At 40.5% G+C, this 24,955-nt stretch carries 19 protein-coding genes; 3 read left to right on the top strand and 16 right to left on the bottom strand.

Going from position 1 to position 24,955, the window contains the following annotated elements; all coding sequences use genetic code 11:
- Positions 1-246 precede the first annotated feature (246 nt).
- The 3 genes from V7L20_RS32450 to V7L20_RS32440 all read left to right on the top strand — a co-directional run bounded on the left by V7L20_RS32450 (position 247) and on the right by V7L20_RS32440 (position 3,959).
- On the top strand, positions 247-768 hold the full coding sequence (locus V7L20_RS32450) for a Ycf51 family protein (protein ID WP_334748024.1): 522 nt from the start codon (positions 247-249) through the stop codon (positions 766-768).
- A gap of 771 nt (positions 769-1,539) precedes the next feature.
- Positions 1,540-2,730, top strand: coding sequence for an iron-containing alcohol dehydrogenase family protein (locus tag V7L20_RS32445; RefSeq protein WP_334748023.1), 1,191 nt, complete (start codon positions 1,540-1,542; stop codon positions 2,728-2,730).
- Positions 2,727-3,959, top strand: coding sequence for an aspartate aminotransferase (locus tag V7L20_RS32440; protein WP_334748022.1), 1,233 nt, complete (start codon positions 2,727-2,729; stop codon positions 3,957-3,959). Before V7L20_RS32445 ends, V7L20_RS32440 begins: the two co-directional genes overlap by 4 nt.
- 81 nt (positions 3,960-4,040) lie before the next feature.
- Here V7L20_RS32440 and V7L20_RS32435 read toward each other — a convergent pair whose 3' ends face one another.
- The 16 genes from V7L20_RS32435 to V7L20_RS32360 all read right to left on the bottom strand — a co-directional run bounded on the left by V7L20_RS32435 (position 4,041) and on the right by V7L20_RS32360 (position 24,946).
- Complete coding sequence (locus tag V7L20_RS32435; RefSeq protein WP_334748021.1) at positions 4,041-5,153, bottom strand: glycosyltransferase family 4 protein; 1,113 nt, start codon at positions 5,151-5,153, stop codon at positions 4,041-4,043.
- A gap of 90 nt (positions 5,154-5,243) precedes the next feature.
- Positions 5,244-6,680 (bottom strand): O-antigen ligase domain-containing protein, encoded by a 1,437-nt coding sequence (locus tag V7L20_RS32430; RefSeq protein WP_334748020.1) that lies wholly within the window; start codon positions 6,678-6,680, stop codon positions 5,244-5,246.
- A gap of 105 nt (positions 6,681-6,785) precedes the next feature.
- A complete protein-coding gene (locus V7L20_RS32425; RefSeq protein WP_334748019.1) occupies positions 6,786-7,739 on the bottom strand; it encodes a glycosyltransferase family 2 protein in 954 nt (317 codons plus the stop codon).
- Positions 7,657-8,859 (bottom strand): glycosyltransferase family 4 protein, encoded by a 1,203-nt coding sequence (locus tag V7L20_RS32420; protein WP_334748018.1) that lies wholly within the window; start codon positions 8,857-8,859, stop codon positions 7,657-7,659. Before V7L20_RS32420 ends, V7L20_RS32425 begins: the two co-directional genes overlap by 83 nt.
- 209 nt (positions 8,860-9,068) lie before the next feature.
- Positions 9,069-10,061 (bottom strand): glycosyltransferase family 2 protein, encoded by a 993-nt coding sequence (locus V7L20_RS32415; protein WP_334748017.1) that lies wholly within the window; start codon positions 10,059-10,061, stop codon positions 9,069-9,071.
- A 62-nt stretch (positions 10,062-10,123) separates the two neighbouring features.
- On the bottom strand, positions 10,124-11,326 hold the full coding sequence (locus tag V7L20_RS32410) for a glycosyltransferase family 4 protein (protein WP_334748016.1): 1,203 nt from the start codon (positions 11,324-11,326) through the stop codon (positions 10,124-10,126).
- 67 nt (positions 11,327-11,393) lie between these two features.
- On the bottom strand, positions 11,394-12,233 hold the full coding sequence (locus V7L20_RS32405) for a hypothetical protein (RefSeq protein ID WP_334748015.1): 840 nt from the start codon (positions 12,231-12,233) through the stop codon (positions 11,394-11,396).
- 119 nt (positions 12,234-12,352) lie between these two features.
- Positions 12,353-14,194, bottom strand: a complete 1,842-nt coding sequence (gene hepA, locus V7L20_RS32400; protein ID WP_334748014.1) for a heterocyst formation ABC transporter subunit HepA — start codon at positions 14,192-14,194, stop codon at positions 12,353-12,355.
- 87 nt (positions 14,195-14,281) lie between these two features.
- Positions 14,282-14,995, bottom strand: coding sequence for a heterocyst development glycosyltransferase HepC (gene hepC, locus V7L20_RS32395; protein WP_334748013.1), 714 nt, complete (start codon positions 14,993-14,995; stop codon positions 14,282-14,284).
- A gap of 768 nt (positions 14,996-15,763) precedes the next feature.
- Positions 15,764-17,992, bottom strand: coding sequence for a GumC family protein (locus V7L20_RS32390; RefSeq protein ID WP_334748012.1), 2,229 nt, complete (start codon positions 17,990-17,992; stop codon positions 15,764-15,766).
- A 139-nt stretch (positions 17,993-18,131) separates the two neighbouring features.
- The gene (locus tag V7L20_RS32385) at positions 18,132-19,220 is read right to left on the bottom strand and encodes a glycosyltransferase (RefSeq protein ID WP_334748011.1); all 1,089 of its coding nucleotides are present in this window, start codon (positions 19,218-19,220) and stop codon (positions 18,132-18,134) included.
- Positions 19,221-19,517: 297 nt separating this feature from the next.
- Positions 19,518-20,831, bottom strand: a complete 1,314-nt coding sequence (locus V7L20_RS32380; protein ID WP_334748010.1) for an NAD(P)H-dependent oxidoreductase — start codon at positions 20,829-20,831, stop codon at positions 19,518-19,520.
- A gap of 109 nt (positions 20,832-20,940) precedes the next feature.
- On the bottom strand, positions 20,941-22,173 hold the full coding sequence (locus V7L20_RS32375) for a glycosyltransferase (protein WP_334748009.1): 1,233 nt from the start codon (positions 22,171-22,173) through the stop codon (positions 20,941-20,943).
- Positions 22,174-22,265: 92 nt separating this feature from the next.
- Positions 22,266-22,823: a dTDP-4-dehydrorhamnose 3,5-epimerase gene (gene rfbC, locus V7L20_RS32370; protein WP_334748027.1), complete on the bottom strand. Its 558-nt coding sequence runs from the start codon at positions 22,821-22,823 to the stop codon at positions 22,266-22,268.
- Positions 22,824-23,037: 214 nt separating this feature from the next.
- Entirely contained in the window at positions 23,038-23,889 is an 852-nt protein-coding gene (locus tag V7L20_RS32365) for a phytanoyl-CoA dioxygenase (protein WP_334748008.1), read from the bottom strand.
- Positions 23,890-23,938: 49 nt separating this feature from the next.
- Positions 23,939-24,946 (bottom strand): glycosyltransferase family 2 protein, encoded by a 1,008-nt coding sequence (locus V7L20_RS32360; protein WP_334748007.1) that lies wholly within the window; start codon positions 24,944-24,946, stop codon positions 23,939-23,941.
- Between the last annotated feature and the right edge of the window lie 9 nt (positions 24,947-24,955).

Below are 24,955 nucleotides of genomic sequence, written 5' to 3'. Positions count from 1 at the left end.
CTGCTTCTCTGCGTGGCGTAACCATCCCTACTAATTACTATTTCCGGTTTCCTTCCTGATTATACTCTCCCCAAAGTAACAAAAGAGGGGTAATACCAATTTAATGTGAAGCTGCACAAAATCAGGCTTGGTGATACAAATTGCTCTGAGCAGATCGTTCTATGCAACCTCACAGTTAATCGGTGTAAGCTCTCGGTAAAATGGGTATGTCGGTAACGAAACAAAGACGCATCCATAACCAACTTTATGCTCACAACAGCTGATTTTCTTCAGTACACCCAATGGTCAGGCATCGCTACCTTGCTATTTGCTGCCTTAACATTTTTGGCTTTTATTCTCAAATGGGGCATCCGCTTTCGGCTGGTGGGTACGACTGGCTTTATGCTGGTGCTGACGGCTGGTTTATTTGCACTCTCGATAGTCCCCTTGAGTCGGACTGTGATTCCAGGAGCAGCTCGGTACACTTTAGTTTATGACAATGGGTCAACACAAGCGGTGATTGCCACATCACCCCAAATTACACCCACACAATTAGATGCAACTCTACGCCAAGCAGTTAGTAATCTGTTTTCTTCTGGTCGCTCAGGTACACGGCAAGAGGACAAGTTGACAGTTCGCGCTCGTACCATTATCCACCCGGAACCAGGCACTTCTTTACCAGTTTACTTGGGTGAGGCTAAGCGATCACTCGTTTATCGGGAAAATTCTGCGATCGCAGTCGAAATTTACACAGAAAAATTTGCCCAATTGCCAAAACCTACCGCTTAACAGGCAGGGAGCAGGGGCAGGCATACCATAACTTGTACTAAGCTTGTCCTCTTGGTAGTCGTAAAGCCTGCGGCATAGCTACGCTTAAGGCGCAGCCTCTGGTAGAGTTGGGCATAGTCGAAGTAGCGTAGCCGAACGGGGGCCACAGCAAAGCCGGAGCATCAGAAAGCTCCAGGGCAGTTTTCCTCCTGCCTCCTGCCTGACTTGATAATAATTTACCTGTTACCAGGATGACATAATTTATTTTGTATTTACCGATACATTAATAGTTATTTTTAGATTAAGATATTTACACTTTTAGTGGTTACACCTTGGGAAAAAGTTAATTAACGTGCGGGTAGTGGGTACTGGCAGTTGTGATTTATCAGTTTTTCTCATAATTACCACTGTTGACATTTTTACAAGTATTTGCTGCAAATAAATTAGCTGTGGAGAGTATAGATAAATGTTCGACCCGACGCACCTATCCATAGCTGGAATGACCATCGATAGATTGTTCAGTTCTCAATCCCTTTTCTTGGGAATCTGAGAATGGTAATGTTAATTAATTGTACGGTTATTCAAAACTTTGATAGTTCGGAATTTCAAGCTAATGGGCACTATAGAATCAAGGAACTTCGTGAAACTACTTTGTGTAGTTTATTGCTTGGCTCAAATCCAAATGAGTCGAGTGTGAGGTTGGAGCCATCCAAAAAACAGTTTGGCAACAAGTATTTCTTGTCACCAGTCTATTAGATTAAAAAATATCAAGGTTTTGGTAAACCAAATTATATGTCTAATCAACTTTCTACTCAACCTTCTTTGTCTACTCAAACCTTTAGTTCATTATTGACGCTCACAGTTGCCCCAGCAAAAGTAATCTGTGGTTCTGGAGTGTTGCAAGCAGCCGCAGCAGAGATCGCCTGTTTAGGAAGTCGTCCCTTAATTGTGGCAGGTGATTCTACTCTGGCCATCAGCCGAAAAAATTTGCTCCCAGTTTTAGAAACACAACAGTTACATACTGCCCAAGCTTCATACAGTGCAGACTGCTGTGAAGTTAGCCTGAAATCTTTACAGAAGAAAGCAAAAGAACATAAAGCTGATGTAATTATCGGTGTTGGTGGTGGCAAAGCCTTAGATACGGCGAAATTAGTCGCGCATCAGTTACAGTTGCCAGTGGTGACAATTCCTACATCAGCGTCTACCTGTGCAGCTTGGAGTGCCTTGTCGAATGTTTATTCACAAGAGGGGGCGTTTCTTTACGATGTGGGACTGTCTCGTTGTCCCGATTTATTGATACTTGATTATGACTTGATTAAAACTGCACCACAACGAACTTTAGTAGCTGGAATTGGTGATGCGATCGCTAAGTGGTATGAAGCCTCAGTTAGCAGTGGGCATTTGCAAGACACCTTAATTATTGCTGCGGTGCAACAAGCACGAGTTTTGCGAGATATCTTGTTGCAAAAGTCAGCCCCCGCCTTGAAAGAACCAAGTAGTGAGGTTTGGCGAGAAGTCGTAGACGCAAATGTTTTATTAGCTGGGGTAGTTGGAGGACTTGGAGGGGCGCAGTGTCGTACAGTTGCGGCCCATGCCGTGCATAATGGTTTAACGCATATTTCAGGACATGGTAGTATTCATGGTGAAAAGGTTGCTTTTGGGATTTTGGTGCAACTGCGTTTAGAAGAAATGCTACAAGGCAATCAACTAGCAGCATCGGCACGGCAACAGTTGTTAAAGTTCTACACAGAAATTGGACTACCCCAAAAATTAAGCGATCTAGGATTGGGCAATATTACATTAGGCGAGTTGCAAACAGCCACCGAAATTGCCCTAGTTCCTAATTCTGACATCCATCGACTACCGTTTAAAGTCGCGCCAGAACAGTTGATGGCAGCAATGGTTTCCACCACTGCACCCATAGATAATAGAGATATGAATCGAGTTTCGCCCAAGGGAATCAGTGACGAGGTTGAAGCATGAGTTTAAATTGGATTGTCCCAGCAGAACGTATACAAAAACTGCCGCCCTATGTATTTGCCCGTTTAGATGAACTGAAAACTAAAGCACGGGAACAAGGGTTAGATTTAATTGATTTGGGTATGGGAAACCCTGATGGTGCAACACCAGCACCAGTTGTAGAAGCTGCGATCGCTGCTTTAAAAGATTCCGCCAATCACGGTTATCCTCCTTTTGAGGGGACTGCTAATTTCCGTAGGGCGATTACTAACTGGTATCATCGCCGTTATGGTGTGGTTCTCAATCCTGATAGTGAAGCTTTGCCGCTATTGGGTTCTAAAGAAGGGTTAACCCATTTAGCGATCGCCTACGTTAACCCTGGTGATTTAGTTCTAGTTCCTTCCCCAGCTTATCCCGCCCATTTTCGCGGCCCAGCGATCGCAGGCGGGAAAATTCACAGCTTAATCCTCAAACCAGAAAATGACTGGTTAATTGATTTAGCTGCTATTCCTGACGAGGTTGCTAGACTTGCTAAAATTCTCTATTTCAACTATCCCAGTAATCCTACTGCTGCCACAGCACCCCGCGAGTTTTTTGAAGAAATCGTCGCCTTCGCCCGTAAATATGAAATTTTACTGGTGCATGATTTGTGTTATGCCGAGTTAGCTTTTGATGGTTATCAACCTACTAGCTTGTTAGAAATTCCTGGCGCCAAAGAAATTGGTGTGGAATTTCACACCTTATCTAAAACCTACAATATGGCTGGTTGGCGCGTTGGGTTTGTGGTGGGTAATCGCCATGTAATTCAGGGTTTACGGACACTAAAAACTAACTTGGATTATGGCATTTTTGCCGCATTACAAACAGCAGCCGAAACCGCTTTACAACTGCCAGATGTGTATTTGCACGAAGTACAACAACGCTACCGTACCCGCCGCGATTTGCTCATTCAAGGGTTAGGAGAATTGGGTTGGGATATCCCCAAAACCAAAGCGACTATGTATCTTTGGGTGAAGTGTCCTGTGGGTATGGGTTCCACAGATTTTGCCTTGAATGTGTTGCAGCAAACTGGCGTTGTTCTTACCCCAGGTAATGCTTTTGGGGTTGCAGGTGAGGGTTATGTCAGGATCAGTTTGATTGCAGACTGCGATCGCTTGGGCGAAGCTTTACATCGCTTCAAGCAAGCTGGTATTAGCTATCAACCTGAAAGCGTAGTTTCTACTTCAGGAGCGATGGCTGATCTGATTAGTTGATTAGAGGAAGGAAACCCAACATTACATGACTAAAATGATTGCCGATCGTGTTTAACTAAACAGTATTCAGGGTTAGGAGGATCAAGCCTTAGCAGAACGAAGTACACTAATAAAGTTTTGAGCATAATTCTGCGTTGAGAAATCGAGGGCGCGTTGTCTGGCAGCTACTCCGGCACTTTGGGCAAATTCTTGCTCATCAAGATAGCGGAGAATTGCGATCGCTAATTTCTCTGCATCACCGTAAGGTGTTAATAATCCATTCATGCTATCGGTAATAATCTCCGTTGGGCCGCCTGCATCACCAGCAATCACAGGTTTACCCAGCGCCATCGCCTCAATAATCACAATCCCAAACGGCTCTTTATCCGATGCATGAACGAATACATCCATCGCCTGTACCCACTCAGGGATATTACGCTGTAGCCCAGCCATAATTACTTGCTCTTTCAAACCCAAGGCGGCAATTTCTGCTTTTAAGAACTCCTGATAATCCGGTTCTAAATCGTGCTTACCGCCAACCACTACACAATGAGCATCAGGATACTTTTGTAAAATTTTGGGCATTGCTTGCACCAGTACGTGCATTCCCTTCCATCGTTGTAATCGCCCAACAATTCCAATCAACGGTCCGTGTAAAGGTAAGCCCAGTTTCCGCCGTGCTTCTTCTGGAGTAGGTAAAGCATTAGGCTCAAATCGGTCTAATGCGACACCAGGATAAACCAAAGGTGTTGGTCTGTGGGGCCAAATTTCTGCCTGTGCTTGCTTGCCATCTTGAGAGAGAGTGATAATCGCACGGGCTGGTATTAAAGTTGCGATTCGTACCAACCAAGTTTTATCACTAGGCACTTCTAGCTGATACCACACAGCAGGTAAGCCCGCTAGCATTGCTGCCAAACCTCCAGATATATGTGTGATCCACATCCAATTGACAATTATATCTGCACCTTCGCGGCGAGCGATCGCAGCTATGCGAAAAACGGCGGCAATAAAACGGTGGATTTGGCGTAAACGTCCACTTTCTACAACTCGTGCATCAATACCAAGAGACTTTACTTGTTCTACCATCGGGCCGTCTTCTAAAAATATCACCAGCCACTCAACACCAGCATTACGGCCTTGCTGCACCAAATCCCAAAGCATCATTTCACCGCCACCTCGTTGCTCGGCTAGTGGCATTACAATAATTGCTTTCATAATATATCAGTCCTATTTAAGTTGTCAGATTTTGTTTTTTAACTAACTACAAAAAATAATTTGCATCCAGTCAAATATTTTTGGATTAATTTATAATTCATAATTCTTTTGATATTGATAATACTTATGTCCTGCCATAGCTATAGCTAAAAATCCCCAAAGAATCATTCCTGCCACACTTAACATGCCGCTACCAATAATTAGCTGTGTAGAAGAACTGATACCAATAGCGCGGGCAGCACTGATAAAACTATCGAAACGGCCTTCACCATAACTACTGACGCTAATAATTAATAAAAATAGTCCACCCATATAAAAGATGGCTCCAAACCAACCAAGAGTGAAAAACATATCTAAAATGCCACTATCAATAACCACCACTTCGATTTGTCCAGTTTTTTCGTTAACTTTCCAAATATTTCCTAACCCGTTACCTAGACCATTAGAAAGAGCTAAACCAAGATTTTTATCGTAACTTCCCGATCTATCTTTAAAACTGTTATCTTCTTCAAGATTAGAAAAAGTTTGTAACCGGGCTGCTACAACCCCAGCAATTGGTTCGATAGTTGTCAATGGCACAACACAAATTGCCATCACCACAATTATGATGATTAAGCGCATTTGAATTCGGGTTTTGACTGAACCCACGATCATAATTATTCCTAATAACCAGCCCCCCCAATTAGTACGTGCTTGTGTCAATAGGAAGGACAAGTAACCAACAACTGAAGCAGGAAAAATTAAGCTTCCAGAACTGGTAAATAACAACAGCAACCCAGCTTGCATAACAGAACCAAAGGGGCCGACTGAGTGCAATGTACTCCAGACGCGCATTCCAAAAGGTACAGGGTTTCCAGAACTCATGAATAGTTTTGATTGGATAAGCCAGTACCTATCCCACTCAGGAGCTACCACAAATTGATATACGCCATACGTTCCTAAAATTAACACAGACCAGAGAAATGTTCGCTGAATATTCTGGCGATAGCTAGGATAATCTCGCCAGTTTATAAATAAGTGAAAAGCGAAAATAATCGGACTGAGCCAATCTAACAGACCGCGTGCTACAGGGATTGGTGGGTTATAAATCAGACCGATTAGAAAGCCATAGAAGACTCCGATAAAAGCCAAGACAAACGGCAAGCCCCCTTGACGTAAGGCGCGGGGAAAGTGTCGTAAGAATGTTGCTATAGTTACAAATACCACTAAATAGGGTGCTATGAGCATCTGACGGGTAGCGTCCCAGCCCACGCGATAGTCAACTAAGCGGGTAGCCAAAGGCGTGAGAAACCAGATCCACCAGGTAAAGCTGATATAGAGAATGGGATGCCGCAAGTATAAAAATATGGCTACTACTAAAGCCATCACTGGATAAATTAGGCGCAATGCGGCAGTAGCACCAGCAAAATAGCAAGCTACAGTTAGTAATATAAAGCCTGCGATCGCCATCCAACCCTGTTGCGATCGCTCCTCAGGAGAATAGTTTTCTTGTAAAAAACTATTGAAAAGTATCTGTCTAGAATTCATTCAATTTTAGATTTTAGATTTTAGATTTTAGATTTACACATTAGTAAATCTAAATAATTAAAAAGAATTCAAAATGAAATAATCTGTCTGCAATTACGAATTACGTTAGCGTAGTGGTATCGACGTAGGAGCGTCATTATGAATTACGAATTGTTTATATCCTTGCCAACGTCCACGCCAGGATGCTAGCAATTTTTTTCCCGCCAATTGCCCTTGACTAGGTAAAAATCTCAGCCATTGAACGAAACCCAAACTATCACATGTACCTACGAATACTGCCCAGAATAAAAATACAAGCCGACGGATAAATGGCAAATGCTCTAATAAAATTAATGTTTCATTATGGACTAAATTAATAAAGGCAATTTCATTAAAATTATTTCGCTGATCTTCATCAAAGCGTTGTGCTGGATAGTGATCTACAGCAACATTAGGGTCATAAATTATCTTCCAACCAGCCCGTTTTAATGTCAGAGTGAATGCCATTTCAAAATGTACTTGCGCTCCAGTACCGCGCATCCGCTCGTCAAAGCGCAGTTGTCCGATTGCCTCCTTACGAAAACTCATGTTTACGCCTTTGAGAATATCGACTTCGCGGGGTTCTCCCACTCCCAGGTGATGGTTGCCAATTACTCGCCCAAACCACTGCAACTGTCCCACTACTGGGCGGGATTCGTCTTCTAATTTGCTGCCGTGGTATATCCAATCACGCCCACCAAGGCCACCGAGGCGACTATCACAGCTAAAGTAAGCGGCGATGCGCTCTAACCAATCCGGGTGAGGTGCAGCATCATCATCAGTAATGGAAACAATATCACCCTCCACTACTGCTAATCCGGCGTTGAGGGCTGCTACTACCCCCGGTAGTGTCACTTTTACGGTATGCAGTGGCAGATGAGGCGCTTTGAATTGGGCGAGGAATTCCCAAGTTTCTACATCCGTGTCACGGACAACCACTATCACCTGCTCAACGGGTTTAATTTGCTCCTGTAGCGCCAAAAGGCAGCGTGATAGGTCTTGTGGACGGCGATAAGTCGGTATCAGAACAGTGTTCCGCATTCTTGCTTAACTCCTCGAATAGATCCACATAAGTTTGTGCCATAGTAGTCCAGCTATATTGTTCGGACACAAAGCGAGCGGCTTTGCCCATTTGCTGCATCAACGGGATATCGCTCACCAAAGACATCAACACCACAGCTAAAGCATCAATATCATTTGAATCGGATAAGACGATGCCACATTCTGGTGTTACCAACTCACTGCCCCCGGTAGCTGTGGCAGTAATTACTGGCAATCCTGAAGAAAGTGCTTCTAACAATACGAGGCTACAAGCTTCGTATCGGGAAGGAAAAACAAATAAATCTACTGCTTGCATAATTTGGGGGATATCACAGCGAAATCCCACAAAATGCACGCGATCGCTTAAGCCTAAAGACGCTGCTAATTCTGGGAAAGGGCTACCTTGGGTGTGTCCCACCACTACTAAATGTAAATCGGGAACTTTTGCCAAGGCGTGCAGCACCGTATCTAAGTTCTTTCTGGGTGTGCGGATATCTCCGGCAAACATTGCTAGGGTAACGTTTTCCGGTAAACCTAATTTTTGGCGATTGCTTTCACCAGGGGCAAACTCTTCTAAGTCAACGCCATTAATAATTACGCGAATGCGAGAACGGGGCACACCAATGTTAACTAATTCCTGTGCTACCTTCTCGGATACCGCTACGACAACCTGCGCTTTTTGGAAAGCCTGTTTTTCGGAACGGGCATTAAAAGCCGTAAACAACCATTGATATAAACCATATAAGTCTCGGCGATTGCGGGAAATATGAACAGGCGATCGCAACCATGAACTGTGGACAAAATGTACAGCATTTACATCAGCCGCAGCCAGATTAATTGCTCCATTAACTTTAACTAAATCAATCTCAGAGCGATTTTGACGTAACCAATCTGTACTTTTTTGGGCAAATATTAAATTACGTACAAATTCTGTGGGATAACCTTTGACTGGAATTTTAATCCAATTAACTTGGCTATTATCTTTTAGTTCTGGTGCGACTTCACTAGCTAATAATATCAGTTGATGACCACGACGTATTGCTTCTTGAGCAACTTCGTAATTTACTCGCCCCTGACCATCACCTTTTTTGATTTTATGAGTAACAATACAAAGTTTCATACACTACCTTACTTGGTAAAATAAGCTGAAACCAAGACGCAAAGTAAAAGTTAAAATAATCTTATTTTTCTTATCTTTGTGTCGCGCCAGTTGCTACAACGGGGGAAACCCCCGCAACGCACTGGCTTCTCTGCGTCTCTGTGGTAGGCTGCGGCAAGCTGCTTTGCATCTACGTTAAAAAAATTTACAATTTAGACATGATTACTCTATCATTTAGAGATTTCTATTAATTTGTCTGCGAAAAAACGCGGAGTAAAACTAAGAGTTAGTGCAGCCATAGTTCGTATATCAAATTTTTGTTTATTCAACGCCTGCCAAAAATAAGGACGTGCTGCGGCTATCTGTTCACTTCGTAGCAAACCAATTCCCAAAGTTGTATTAGCTTCTAACCATTTTTGCTGAAAATAAGTCTTAAATTGCTGTAAACGAGCGTCTTCCATAAAGACTTGATAACAAAACATTTCGCTTTTAGCTTTGCGGATTTTTGCCTGCATATCTCGACTACCACTGAGCATAGTGTCAGTTTGCTCATGGGCACGATATCGCGTCAATCTTTCTGGATAATAGTAAGCGCCATAACCAGATATACAACAGAGATAAGTTAAATATAAATCCCACATTCCGCCAACTTCTGAGGGCATACTATCCCAATCGATAATATTATTACGAATCACACAAGATGCAGCAGTGGGTATACTTTTATCTACCAATCCAATTTTGTAAAAAGGTTGATGAATTCCTTTTGCTAGCTTGTCTCGCTTATAACTGCGTGTATTTTCTTCAGTTCCAACATTATTAATTATGCTATTAGCATCTATAATATATTGATCACAAAAAGCGAGAATTAACTCAGAATTTACTTCTAAAGGTGGTACTAGCTTTGCTAAAAAATCCTCATTCCAGATATCATCATCATGGAGACTAGCAACATATTTACCTCGCGCCATTTTGAAGGCGTGTTGCTGATTAGCAATCATACCCACATTTTGCTGATGCCGCCAAAACCTAATGCGTGAATCACCAAAAGATGCCACAAGTGCTTGAGGATTTTCTGAACTACAATTATCAGAAATAATAATTTCAATATTTTGATAAGTTTGTTTAACAGCGCTAGCGATCGCTTGCTTGAGATACTCTGGTCGATTATAGGTAGGGATAATAACGCTAACTAAAGGCTGTTGAGATTCTTGAGACAATAACATAGTTTTTCCTTTATATTTTATAGGTAAAAGATGAACAATTAGATATTTATACCAAACTAAGCTTATTTTACTTGAGGAATACTATATATTTTTTTCACTCTAGAAGGGAATTCAGCTATTGTTTCTGCATAAATTGTTCGGAGATTATTTACATGAGCATTCATGGTAAATTCTTTCATTAATAAAGTATGACCTTGTTCGCCCATATGTCGGCTTTTTTCATAATCTCCGTACAAATTATAAATAGCATCTGCCAGTTTTTTTACATCATTACCTGGAACAAGAATACCCGTTTCTCCATCTCGCAAATGTTCGGGAATCCCTCCGACTGCACTACCAATTACAGGTCGATAACGAGAGTATGCTTCTAGAGTGACAAGACCGGCAGGCTCAGGCCAAACGCTAGGAAAAATGACTGCAAAACACTGTTCATAAAGGTTATTTAATGTGTTGCGATCGCACCAACCATGCCAAGTAATTCGGTTAGTTAATCCTAGTGTGTTTGCTAATCTTTCTAACCGTGGTCGTTCCCAGCCTTCACCTGCAATATCAAGTTGAATTTGCGGACTAGTATGTATTAAGGTTTTGAGTAACCATTCCAGACCTTTATCAGAAACAATGCGTCCAACAAACAAAATTCTATGATTTTGATGGATTTCTAAACTCAGAGGTGCAGTTGTTATTTGTGGTATAGAGATACCACAGTGTAGCGTTACAGTTCGCTCAGAGGGTATACCGTTTTGAATCAACTCTTGACGCACATATTCGCTATTAGCAACAAAAGTAATTTTTACTTTTTTTAAGGTATCTAATAACTGATGAGTAATTTGAAGTTCTTTAAGAGTTTTTAACGGTCTACGGCTACCGCATTTATCTATTAATTTACCCCAAGTACAACCTAAGTAAGAGAAGTTGCGATCGCAGATTGTTCGCTGTCCAGCTAAATACTTTGTGCCGCTAGGACAATACAATGAGTGATTATGAACGCTGAAAACCGTGGGACACTCGCCTGTAAGCTGCAAGAGTAAATCTGGGCTGTGGAGATGCAGCAGTTTAAACTGGCTTTGGTCAACATTCTTAAGCGATTTTATCACGCGATCGCTAACTTCAGGTGGTCGATGTTCAAACAGAGAAGCTAAATAAGTTTCAACACCTCCGCCCTCACCTACATCAAAATTGGAGCATTGATAAATCAGGTTTTCTTCAAAAATACCCCTATGTAATAGCTCATCATTCCGCTTGGTATCATTGATTGAGTTAAGCATTAAACACCATTTTTTACGTTATTACTAATTTGATTCCTCATCTAAATAGAGGCTTAAGGTCATCAACTTATATGCCAACGTTAAACCATAATTTGTGTCTCACATCACTCACATAATGCCTGAGAGCAATGTTTTTACTTGCAGATTTATCTGGATAAATGAACTGATCTTCTACATTGAGAACATATTTATTTGTGCATAAAGGCTTACCATGATTGTAATGCATTGTTAAATGGACAATTGTTTGTTCAGTAAAATAAGTAGGAGATTCTTGAAGATTTGCTAAACGTTCGATAGCAAAACTCCAGTCAAATTCATGCCTAAATAATATAAATCCACCATTTACTGGATTTGACTTTTCAGAATCATCATAAATAATTCGCTTATCTAGTGACATAGAACAATCAGGTAGATAAAGAGAATATTTTTCATCCGACTTACTCAAATCAATTAAGTCAATCCCGCCAGGGAAAAATAAAATATCAGAATCAGTGTAAATCGTAGTTCCATTAACAGGAATTGACATTAATGCCGACAATTTTCTGCCCATTGGATGTAGTTGGGCATAATCATGAACACATTGAGGTAAATCCGTTCTTAGGAAGTTTTGTAAAAGTATTACCTTAACGCAGGGATGGACGCGGCAAAGTAAATTACAACTAGACTCAGTGTAGCTGCCATCAGAAACTATAGTGAATGTATCTGGAATGCCGACATGGCGAATGAATGAGCGAATACTTGCCACTTGTTCTGGCAGATCACGTTCACATGATAAAGCATAGACACTAATTGGAACGTGTCGAGTTTGTTTTATCGGGATGCTAATAATCTGAGAAATGGCTGCTTTATATAGGGAGCGATTAAATTTACCCTGAATTTTAGCAGTATGATAGCCAAGATTTACCATTTATTTTTCCTGGTTATATAAATAATTGAGTAAGGAAACAAATTTGTAATTTCTGAATTAGTTAGCGGTAGCGACGTAGGAGCGTCATTACGTAGCTTGCTTCTCGTCAGAGGCGAGTATTACGAATTGTAGTATTGCATCTGGTGATATTCCCAAAGCTTGCCTTTACGTCCGAGTAATTCTTGATATTTGCCCTGTTCTACTATCCGCCCTGCTTCCAACACTACGACTTTATCGGCTTTAGCAATAGTAGAAAGACGGTGAGCGATCGCAATTACTGTTCTACCAACAGATAGCTTTTCTAATGAATCTTGAATTAAGCGCTCGGATACAGAATCTAAGGCACTAGTTGCTTCATCCAAAATCAAAATTTCTGGGTTTTTTAGTAGCGCCCGTGCAATAGCAATTCGCTGTCTTTGTCCTCCAGATAATCTAACACCCCGATCTCCCAATTGGGTATTAAAACCTTCGGGCATTTCTAAAATAAATTCCAGCGCATTTGCTAGTTTAGCAGCTTCTTGAATTTGCTCATTAGTAGCTTGGGGACTACCATAAGCAATATTTTGTGAAACATTAGTATTGAAGATAAAAGTATCCTGACTGACGACAGCTATTTGACGACGGAGAGAGTTAATTTCAAACAGCCGGATATCAAGTTCATCGATATAAATATTTCCCTCTGTAGCATTGTAAAATCGGGGAATTAAATCAGCAAGAGTTGTTTTACCAGCACCAGAGGCTCCGACTAATGCTGTCATTTTCCCTTTTTCAATTGTTAGGGTAATATTATGTAACACTATATTTTTGTCATCGTAGCCGAAATCTACAGATACTAAATTTATTGCCCTTTCTAAAGCTTTAAACTTAAGTATTCCATTTTTAAAATAGTTTTTATCATCACTTTTAAGCAAGTTTTTAATGTTATCTGCCGAGCCATAGAGAGTATTGAGGAATGCTCGTGTGCCATTAATATCTTGAACAAACGGGATGAAGCGAAATAGCACAAAGAAAAATGTTAGCAAAGAAGCAACTTGTAGCGTTCCATTACTAACTAGGCTAGTGAATGCCAAAATAATCATTCCCACCAACACCGTAGTAGCTACCCCTTCAGCAATTGGTTTAACAAGTGTCCAAGTGAATACAACTTTAGTTGTAGTACTTACTACCTTGTCGCTAGCTTTGTAATAACGCTGGCGCTCAAATTCTTGAGTACCACAGGAATGAACCGTACGAATACCATTGATAAATTCTATGGTTGTTGATGTAAAATTAGCATTAGCAGTTGTCATGCCAAAACTTGATTCTCTGACTCTGGCATTTAGATTAGATAAACCTACACCTAAAAGTGTAAATAGTAATGCTGAAATCACAGTCAGTTGCCATGATATTAAAAACATTGAAATTAAGTAGACAAGAGTTGTGATTCCCCTAGTTATTAAAAAGGCTGCGCCACTGAAACCTTGTCTTATTCTTTCAATTTCTGTGGTTATTGTGTTAATTAGTTCACCAGAACGAGTTTTGGCAAAGTAACTTAACGATAAAGATTGTAACTGTTCAAAAATTTGCTTACGTAAGCGATCGCCAAAATGCAGTTGAGACAATTCAGTATAAACTTGTCCAAAATAATTGAAGGCAACACGTAACCAAGTACTCAATAAAATCAGCGAAGATACTCGGTATAGACGATTAATTGGCGAAGTATTCACCCCCAATACTAAATTATCAAACCATTCGATTCCTGTTTGGACAGGTTGAGCGTTGGGACTAGTTAAACTTTGCAAAAATGTCAGTAAAAAACCAATACTTACACCTTCAAAAGTTGCTGCCAGAATTGAGAATATCAGAGCTAAAATTACAATTTTGCGAAAGTGTTTAAATTCTCGCAATATTAAATAGTTGTCTTGCCAGAAGCTGGAAGCTTTGAGCAGACTACGGAGTTTTTCAAGAAATTGGAAATGCATTGATTTTATAATAATAGTTTGGCAAGGTAGATATACCGCTATAGCCTCAGTGTGGTAGATAAAATCATCAATTACCGCACTGATAAGTTACAGTGTTTGGCTATCTAGATTTAATAGGTGAGACTGTGCTTCTACTTCCCACGAAGCTTTAATTTCTGGTAGTTTATTTAATTGCCGTACTGCATCTTCTAAAGTCCAACAACGAGATCCGGTCAAATTCATCTCACCCCGCAGCACGTTAAATAACTGTGGTAGATTGTCGAGACTGAATTTACGCATCGAACGCCCTAACAGTGTGGTGTTTTGCGTGCGAAACCTTATTGCTTGAAACAGTTTACCTCGTTCTCCAACACGGCACTCACGGCAAAAAATAGACCCTGGCGAGTAAACATGCATTAACACAACCAATCCCAACATGATTGGACTTACTAATAGCAGCAACACCGAAGCAGCAATCCAATCAATTAGTCGCCAGAAGGGTTGGTTAGACAGTTTTTTACTAACGGGTATGCTTAGGAATATTGGTTTTTGTGCTTCTTCACATGCATCTGCCCAAAATCTAAGCAAAGCCTCACCTAGTTTGGGATCTATGCTTACCAAACTTACCGGAGAATGTTGTAAGCATTCTACTAGCGATCGCTTACTATTTAATGAAGGTAGATATGGTTGTTTCACTTGTCCAAGCGGCTTCACCAACAGCTTACCCCGTCGCCACTGAAGTGTGCAGTACCCACGATTATCTTGTTGTTCCTGGGTTACATCATACAAATTCTTTAGAGTTGGAATTATTGAAGTTGTCATAATCTCTTTGGGTTTATACAGGAGTGAATTTCTGAGGCGTTATCAAAGGCTATCAATGCCAAAGACCCAAATCCGAATCTTGTTGTCACTCCAAAAATTTGGAGATAATTGAGGGCAAAATATGCTAGTATTTGCCACTCAGCCAGGCACACATTGTGCAGAATTCTGCTGGTGTAGAGATGTACAAATCAACGTTACTATCAATATTCATGAGCAATCAGTATTTTCCGGTAACTACTGACAGTAGAAAAATGTAGAGGCAAATTAGCCATGAATCTATATCGACATTTAATTGCATTGGGGTATTTATTGTATCGATATATTTAACAAAACCAAAAACCAGTCCCCTGTTATCTTCTAGCCTTTATGAAGGTGCTTTAATTTCTAGAATATAAGAGTATGTAGAAATAGCGATCGCTTAAATAAATTCTTTATTTACTCTTTAAAGAGCCAGTGATTTCTCTGAAAAGCTGTAAAGAAAGCATAAATATACTGAATTTTTCCTGATTGCAACAAAATTAAATTTTGTATTATAAAAACGTAGAGGCAATTCATGTAGACGCAAAGCAGCTTCCCACAGGGTATTACCCCTACCAGAAAATCAAAGTTTACCTCGTTCCCAGTCTCCCACAGGGAATGCCTAATGGGGGGCTGCCGCTTCCCTCACTCGTGGCAGAACCGCTTTTAATGCATTTCCACCCAGAGACTAGAAACAGGAAAGATCCCTGACTTCTCTAAGAAGTTAGGGATCTTTCGTTGTCGTACTAGCTATTTTTCTACAGCTTGACGTAAAGCTAATTGCTGTTGTTTGATATAAGGTACGTAATTACTACTAGAGTTTGATACCCCATTAGCTACAACCCCAATCAGATTTAACTTACTCAGCATGGCTGTAGCTTGATTAAGCTGACTTCGCGTTACAATCCCAATGCTTGCCACCATGACCACGCTACGACAAGATGATGCGGTAAGCATGGCATCCACTAAGCCAAGAACTGGAGGAGCATCTATGAGTACCAAATCATAGTTTTCCTCAAATGCTGCCATTAATTCCATCATCCGAGGGGAACTCAACAGATTAGCTGGATCAGCAGGCTTGGGACCAGCTGTCAAAATATCAATGTAGGCGGAACCTGAGTATTGAAGACTAATCTGGTTGGGTAGAGTTGCATCACTTGCCAATAGAGTTGAAAGCCCCTGCTCATTAGGAAGATTCAGTTGTTCGTGCAAACTGGGATCGCGTAGGTTGGCATCAATCAGTAGTACCCTTTTGTGTAAACGGGCAGCACTCATCGCCAAACCCAACGCCAAAGCTGATTTCCCCTCATCGGCTAAAGCCGAGGTGATCATCAAAGATTTTAAATTAGTAACAGTATTTAAAAGTTCAATGTTTTTGTAAATCAGATCCAGCGATTCCCAACGCGGTGGAGATTGCAACACCTGAATTGTCCAGGGGGCAAGAACTTCTGGCTTCCCAAAAGGCAACTTGATCATTGATTCTTTAGGTTTGGCTGGCGGTAATTTGGGAGTTGTTCCCAACAACGGCATGGCCATTTGCTTCTCTAACTCAGCAGTGGTGTGAACTGCATCATCAGCCGATTCTCGAATAAAGGCAGCAATGCCTCCTAACATAAACCCAACCACAGCACCTAATAGCAAGTTTTGTTGGAGATTGGGGCCTAATTGTCCGCCTTTTTGAGGTTCTTCCACAACTTCCCAATTAAATCCACCCTTGGAAAGTTCTTGCCGCAATTGCTGTTCTGCTCTTAAAAGCTGCTCTAACCTTTCACGGCTAAATTGCAACTGCGGTAGCATCCGATTGTAATAAGCTAAAAGAGGCGGGAAGCGTTTAATTTCAAAACGCAACTCGTTTTCTTTCTGGGCCAAAGTTTGATCGCGAGCAGTTAAAGCAACTATAGTGGTCTGCGTTTCTACTAGCTGACCAGCTAGGCTAAGATCAATTTGCCCAAGCTGTCCTTTTTCAAGAAGAGAGTCTCCATTCGTGAATGCACTAGCAGACTTTTCGCCTAAAGTTCTTCCTACTTCTTGTTGCAATAATTCCTTCTGGCTTTGAAGCTGTTCTTTAAGCTTTTGCACACTCGGAGTTTCATCTGTAAAGCGTAAGCGTTCCTGTGCTAATGCCAGTTCGCTTTTTTGAATTTCGTTTAGTAAGCCTTGATAGCGAGTAGATTGACTCAGACGAGAAGCAACTAGAGCATTTTGAGGAGAACGGTTAAGTTGTTCTTCCAAAGATTTTTGGCGTGCTAATGCTTCGCCATACTGGGCACGAGTTGTCTGTCTTTCTTGGGCAATATTATTTAAAGCTGTTTCAATAGCTTTGGCTTGTGACTCTGGATCAATTAAGTTCTGATTTCTGCGAAACCTTTGGAGATTTGTCTCAGCCGCGTTTACTTCTTCACTGGCTTTACTTAACTGCTCTCTGATAATTTGCAGACCTTTTTGTAAACGCGAATTCTGTTGTTGTTTGTTATATTCCACATAAACTTGTCGAATTGCACCCAGAACTTTTTGTGTCTTTTCTGGATCTCCAGCAGTGTATTCAACTTGAAAGATTTTAGTAGCAACATTATCTTCTTTGCTCCTTAATTGAGTTAAGACTAAGGAAGATTTAATTTCAGCTACACTTATATCTGGATAATCTGACTGAAGTTTATCAACTGCTTTTTGGATGAGTCCTGAACTTTGCATCAAGTTAAGCTGGGTTGCAGTATCTATAACCACATTAGAGTCAGTAAATTGGTTGTCTACCCCCGCTCCTTCTGTCTTACCTTGATAGTTTGGTTCTACTAGCAATTGCATAGAACTTTTATAAGTTGGCTTGGTTTTAAAAGTTACCATGCCTGCAATAGCAATAGAAGTAATTAATACTGCTAGAAACCAAGGAAATCTTCGCACCAATACGGCAAACAATTGTCCGTAACTTGGTTCAGTTTCAGAAGCTGGAATTATATGAGGATTTAGACTACTTTGAACCACTTTTATTATCCTTGTCTTCAAGACTTACGCTAAGAGATATCCCGAAGAATACCTATTTTTTTACAAACCACCCAGGAGGATAGATAAAAATAAATAGGTAATCTTATAATAGAAAGAGATTAGGAAATCAAATGAATATTTAATGCACACCACAAGCTTGGTTAATAATTTGCTCAACTTTCCCAAAAAAGGCTTTTTCTGAAAAGTTTGCTACTGCATGGTTACGGATGCGATCGTAATCCCAAGAAATATCATTGGCTTCTAGTAATGCAATTTGTAGAGATTCGGGTGTTTGTCTTTTGAAAAAGACTCCGGTTTCACCTGGTATTTGAGTATCTAATACTCCACCTGCTCCATAAGCGATGACTGGTGTGCCGCTAGCATTCGCCTCTACTGGAACTAATCCGTAGTCTTCTAAGGCTGCGACAATAATAGACTTGGCTTTGGAAAACAAGTCTTTGCGGGTTCTATCACTTACGTGTCCCAAGAACTCAATATTTTTTAATGCTTTGGATTTTAACCGTGCTTGTTCTGGACCATCACCTGATATTAATAATCGCCATCCCAGCCAATTAAAAGCTTCAACTATTATATCAAGGCGCTTATAGCTGATCATCCTGGCTGAGGCCAGATAATATTCTTCTTTTATATCGGAAAAAAGAAATTTATTAGTATCAATTGGATAGTTTATCATCATTGCCTTTTTGCCATAAATATTTTCAATACGGCGGGCAACAACACTAGAATTAGCAATGTAAAGGTCAGGCTCCTGTGCATATTTCAGGTCTACCTTTCTCATTACTTGAAATATTTGCTCGATTAAAGGAGCAAAATATCTATAGTCTCCGTACTCTCTTAAATAAGTTGCTGTATCCCATAAGAAACGGGTAACATTATGGCAAAAGCAAATGTGGCGAGCATTGGGATTTTTTCGCACTGCTTTGGCGAAGCTTGTACTACTACTAATAATTAGATCGTAGTCTTGCAGATCCAAGGCACGAAAGGCAGGAAAATATAGAGGAGCCATTGACCTGAAATATTTTGCTGCACCAGGAATCTTTTGTAAAAAGGTTGTGTTGACTACGCGATCGCCTAGATCAATAGTTTTTTCTGGATCGTACAGAGATGTGAAAATATCTGCTTCGGGATAGCGCTTACAAAGCAGTTCAAACACACGCTCTGCCCCACCTCGCTGGGTTAAATAATCGTGGACTAGAGCAATTTTCATGAATTTGACCTAAAGTTTCGATTGGGTTTGTTTCAACGCTCCCCAGCAAGTTATCATTAACAACTTTAGTGTTTAGCAGTATAACTCCTATCCTCTTGACTAAATTCTTACGACAAATATATAGGGGCTTCGGAGATCCCCCCAACCCCTCTTAAAAAGGTGGGCTTTTTCTCCTCTTTACCACTTTTTTAAGGGGGTCGCCGCAGGCGGGGGGATCTTATCCGAAACGTATTAGGGGCATACAGCTGTACGCCCCTACAGCCAATTCATTTGTTGCAAATATTTTTGAAACCGATATTACCCAACTGCTACTAAGATTTTTTCTGGGGCGAAATAAGTGTTTTGCTCAGTTCTTAGTTGGTCGCAGAGTCTGCCTTCAGGTAATTCTACATCCTCATAAGTGAGGACTTGATCCTTAAAAATATCTCGTTTGAGACGACACCCTTCAGCTAAACCGATTGGTAGAAGATTTTGCTGTTGGACGATATCAGAATTTTCACATTGTCCGTAGGTCATGTAGTAGCCGATACCATCTAAGGTTTCTCCTACTTTCAGGTCGATTTTGGCGGTGGTGACAACATCTACTCGCGGGCCTGCTAGTGGAGACATGACGGCATCACCGAATAGGACAGCACGCGCTACAGACAAGGGAACTTCAAAATGACAGAGGTGATAAGGAGTATAGAAGCTGTAAAGTGGGCCTTGGCCTAATTTGTATAAGTTGAGATAGTGTTGTTGCTTGGGGTCGTCGTGAGTCGCAAATACATATACGCCTGGGCCTGGCTTTGCTCCAACTACATAATCGACAATGCCGCCCAGTTCTTTGAGTTGTTCAACATCATATATATGGGCCATTTCATCGACATAACCGTTGAAGTCATATCCTAGCATTCCCCGTTTGGCGACTTTCATGCCTGTGGCATTGGCAACGATCGCTTGCTCAAAGGAAATTTTGGTTCCGTCCGCGAAGCTAGCCACCATGTGGGGCTTTTGACCCCAACGTTTAGCAAATCCTTCCTGGGTGGTGGGATTGCGATAAGGGTCTTGGAGTCCTTTAATGTTACCGCACAATAACGGAGTTAGACCAATGCTTTTTACAAAGCGGTAGAGGTTCATTTGTACCCCTGGTTGATCGCCATCACAGGCGCTGAGGATCACACCTGCTTTGTCAGCATAGACTTTAAGGATGGGGCCAATAGTGCCGTCGAGTTCGGCATTCATCATGATCACATGCTTGGAATGAGCGATCGCTTCCATGACGATGTGAGCGCCAAATTCTACTGCACCTGTGACTTCGATTAATGCATCGATGCCCTCAGCCCGACACAGTAACTTAGCGTCTTCTGTGACTGTATACTTACCGTTAGCGATCGCATCTTCTAATTCGCTGACAGTTGCAACAACTTGAATATCTTCAATTCCTGCTTCCGAATAAGCTTGTTTGGCTGCATCAATCTGGCGATTGGAGATAGCAACTAACTCCATTCCTGGCACTGAATTGACAATTTGGTTGGCAATTCCTCGACCCATAAAACCAGCACCAATCATTCCCACTTTGATAGGATTTCCTGCTGCTGCACGAGCTTGTAAGGCGCGATCGATAATAATCATGAACTAAACTCCTTTCTGGAACTGTTAGTTGTGATACAAATTATGGATAATTTTGCACTTAATAATTTTTTACAGTTAAATATTAAGTACATTTTCATGGAAATTAAGATTAGTGATCGCTAGCAACCAGTTGTTTGCTAAATGTCTGTTTTTTCTGGCTGTGATTTTCGATAATTTGCTCCACAATATTTCTGTAAATTTGAGCAAATTTTTCTTTGGTATGATTTGCTCTTGCATATTCCCAAGCCTGATGAGACATCAGCTTTAGGTCTTTTACAGGCAAATTGGAAATACTTTTAACTTTCGCCATAATTTCATCAATGGAAAGATTATCGAAAATCACACCAAAATCGTGAACATCTACACCAGATTCATAGCTCAAAATCGGAATTAAACCAGCTTGTAAGCAACTGATTACTGCTCCTGACTGCCCTTCAGAAACGGAAGGATAAACAAGCCCTAGACAGTTATTTGTCACCTCTATAAAGTCAGGGCTACTAACATCAATCCAACCGTAAGTGTGGATATTAGGTGTTTGGTACAGTTCTTTATAGAAAGCTTTCTCAAATTCTTTGTCATTACTTATTGGACCACAAACTGTTAAATGATATTCTGGCATTTGGGCAAAGGCATCTAAAACTAAATCTAATCCTTTGAGGACTAAAGCACTACCACCAAACCACAGAAAACGTTTTCTTACTGCTTCAAAATTTTTATTGTCGGCATAAGGATAAACGACAGGCGATGAAATTGGGATGCGATACATTGGTTTTTTAGCATACTTGAACGTATCGGTTGTGAAATCATTACCCAATACAATCGCGCAATCGGCATATTCAATTCCTAAATTAGGAACTTCAAATCGCTGTGGTTTTAAGGTGATACCTTTGCGGCGTTGTAGTTCTAGAAGCCTGTTACATTCTGCTGCATTGCGAAACACCATATTCGCAATGTCAACGTGGAAAATCTTGATACAATCCTTATTGAGTTTTGGGGCAAGCGCTTCCATTCGATGACGGATATCAATGAAAAATGCGTAATCTTTTTGAGGAACGAATTTATCATTGTGGAACTGGATAACATCAACGTTATAGCTTAAAGTTAGAAAAGTTTGAGCTATTTGCCAAACTTCCCAGTACCAAGTATGGTCTTTAGGCATTGGCTGACCAGGTTTTAAGAGGAATGGTTCAATCCGATAAGAAAGAAGTACATTTCCTTTTGAAAGCTGTTTAGGTTTTAGAGAGACAACCTGTAAAGTCTTAGCGTAATTGATCCGGTCTTGGACTTTTCTGCAGACAAAAGAGATAGTATTACCGATACGAGATAGAATATTATTTGGCATTTATTTCTACCTTAAGTAATTATTAGATTAACTCATACAGAGCAGCCAGTATGTTCTACAAAAAACACCTGGCATAGAGAAAGAATCTATAGTTATCTGGAAGCTGTACCGCCAACAGTCATCATTCTCAACAAAGGCCAATTTAAATCTTTCTCAGATATTTCAGTCACATCTAGAGGCCAATCAATGGCAAAGAATGGGTCGTCATAGCGTAAACCTCTTTCATAGCCTGGCGTGTAAAATTCACCCACTTGATATATAACTTCAGTCTCATCTGTAAGTGCTTGATAGCCATGAGCAAACATTTCTGGAACATACAAAGCGCGACGATTTTCTGGGGTTAGCTTTACGCCAATGTGTGATAAAAAGCTAGGAGATTCTGGACGCATATCAATAATTACATCATAAATTGCGCCTTTAGTACAGCGAATTAATTTCGTTTCTGCTGCTGGCAGAATTTGATAGTGCATTCCCCGGATAGTGCCTTTTTTATAGTTAAAAGATAGGTTACATTGGGCAACTGTTGGCTTTAATCCATGTGCTTCAAATTCTTGAGCGCAGAAAGACCGAGCAAAAAAACCACGATGGTCTGGCTTTTCTTCTAAGTCAATAATGAATGCGTCTTTGAGTGCGGTTTCGATGAAAATCATTATGATTCCTTTGAGATGAATGTTGAGTAAAGAAATTAAACGTAGACGCGCAGCAGCTTGCCGCAGGCTACCGCAGAGGCGCAGAGGGTGCAGAGAGATATTTTGTATTAGTCCTAAACCTATAAATCGGGTGCAACTCTTTTCCTTACCTTTCTTTATGTTTTCTGTACCTCTGCGGTTAATTAAATTAGATATTCTTCTGGCGAGAACATTTTTAAGTTGATACTTTAACTGCATCAGATACAGAACGTAACTCTACTCTAGGATAAGTATTATCCCAGTATTGGGTGCAGAGGTTTGGTCTTTTAGGAGGATTAGCAGTGTAACAAAAGAATAGCGCTGACCGTTCTTCTGTGCGGACTGTGCCGTGATGCAAAGCATTTTTCGTATCTACAATAATTACAGTACTTGCTGGACCTAAGCAAGATTTCCAAGCTGATTTGGGGATGACTGGTTTTACTTCTTCATCATCGATACCCATATAGCCTGACTTCCAAAGTTTGTAATAAAGTCGAACATAATTCCAACTAAATAAGGAAGTTAAAGAACGGGGAATGTATTCAAAAGGCCCAGTTTTTTCTTCTACATCATTCAAGTAGATGAATATTTTCACGATGCGACGGTCTTCGGCATCACTATGCCATAGCAGTGTGCCAAACTGATGTTTGCTGGGAAAATCTTTGCGTAAATGTACGCCATGAAAAGCAACAGGAAGACCAATATAATTTTCGATGATGTTAAGAAGTCTTTTCTCAATTCCCCAGGCATAAAATTCTGGTAAACTTGTTACTGTAGTAATTTGTGGTAACTTTTCGTCTAGATGGTCGTTGTTAGGATTTTCCATCTGAGACAATTGATAGTAAGCAGCTTTGAGCAGTTCTGAGCTAGAGTTAAACCCTAAATCTGCCAGTGTTGTGACGTAAACGCCATCTTTTTTAAGAGCCTTTAGAATGTTGCGATCGCGTCCTTCCAATGCTGGCAGCTTTCTGCTATGCTTCCAACGGGCTGCATAATATTCAAAGTCAGAAGACAGTGTAGATATTTTACGTTTAATTGCACTAAACATGTCGTAAATCCTGCTCTTTTTAATACATATTTGTTAGGAATTTAATAGCTTACTGCTTATAATTTTGCACTTCTTGAGTAGATATTTCACTTGATTCTGCTAAAGCGAATTCTTTAGAAACCATCACGTCAAAAACACACAAGCTAACTAAAGCTAAAAATGGAACTACTATTTTGATGGCGGACATTGGCCATCTTCTTAAAGCACCCAAGAAAACTTTTAAATTGACTTCTTTACCGTTCTGCAAAAGCATCCGTCTACAAAACTGCTTAGAATATCCATTCTCTTCCAGTTTCAAAATCACTTCGGGTATATGTTTGTATTGCATTAAGAGTGCAGACTTTGGTTCTTTCTGCCAATAACTCACACCAACAACACATTCTAAATAAGTCTCTTGAGTGACAATTACACTACCATTAGCAGCACAATAACCTGCTAAATATGCTAAAGATATCCAGTTATTCTCAGCATCTTGCCAATTTTGGAGAGCGCGTTTTACTAGGTCAGTGCGGTAGACTGTAGCAGTCAGAAAAATAACTGCACCAACACTTTTTGAAAAACAATGTTCAAAGATAGCTTTACCATCACCATCACCATTTTCACTATCAACGTCAAACCAACGATTACCAACAATTGTTGGTGGGTGGACTGGTTCACCAGTAATTTGGTTCCGGCCAGAAAAGTTGAGGAACAATAATGATAAATCTTCATGCTGCTTAAGTTTGGTAATCACATAAGCAATGGCTCTATCTTGAATTGGGTCATCATCACCAATAGTCCAAATATATTTTGTAATTGTAGATTTTAGGCAATACATAATATTTTTGACTACGCCTAAATTCTTTAAATTTTTATTTGATTTAAATGTAATATTACTAAGTATTTCTTGCCATTTTTGGATTACTTCTTGAGTATTATCTGTTGAACAATTGTCAGAAACTAAAATTTCACAATCATTTTCAAAACCTTTAAGAGCTTGAGCTAGCCATGCTAATTGTTTATCCAGTAAACCAGCACGATTGAATGTAGGAATGGCAATAGTAAGCAATTTATTCATATTCAGTTA

This window comes from Nostoc sp. (genome assembly GCF_036916735.1).
Taxonomy (GTDB): Bacteria; Cyanobacteriota; Cyanobacteriia; order Cyanobacteriales; family Nostocaceae; genus Nostoc.
The sequence above is the reverse complement of the archived record's forward strand: the minus strand, read 5'-3'. Positions and strand labels throughout refer to the sequence as shown.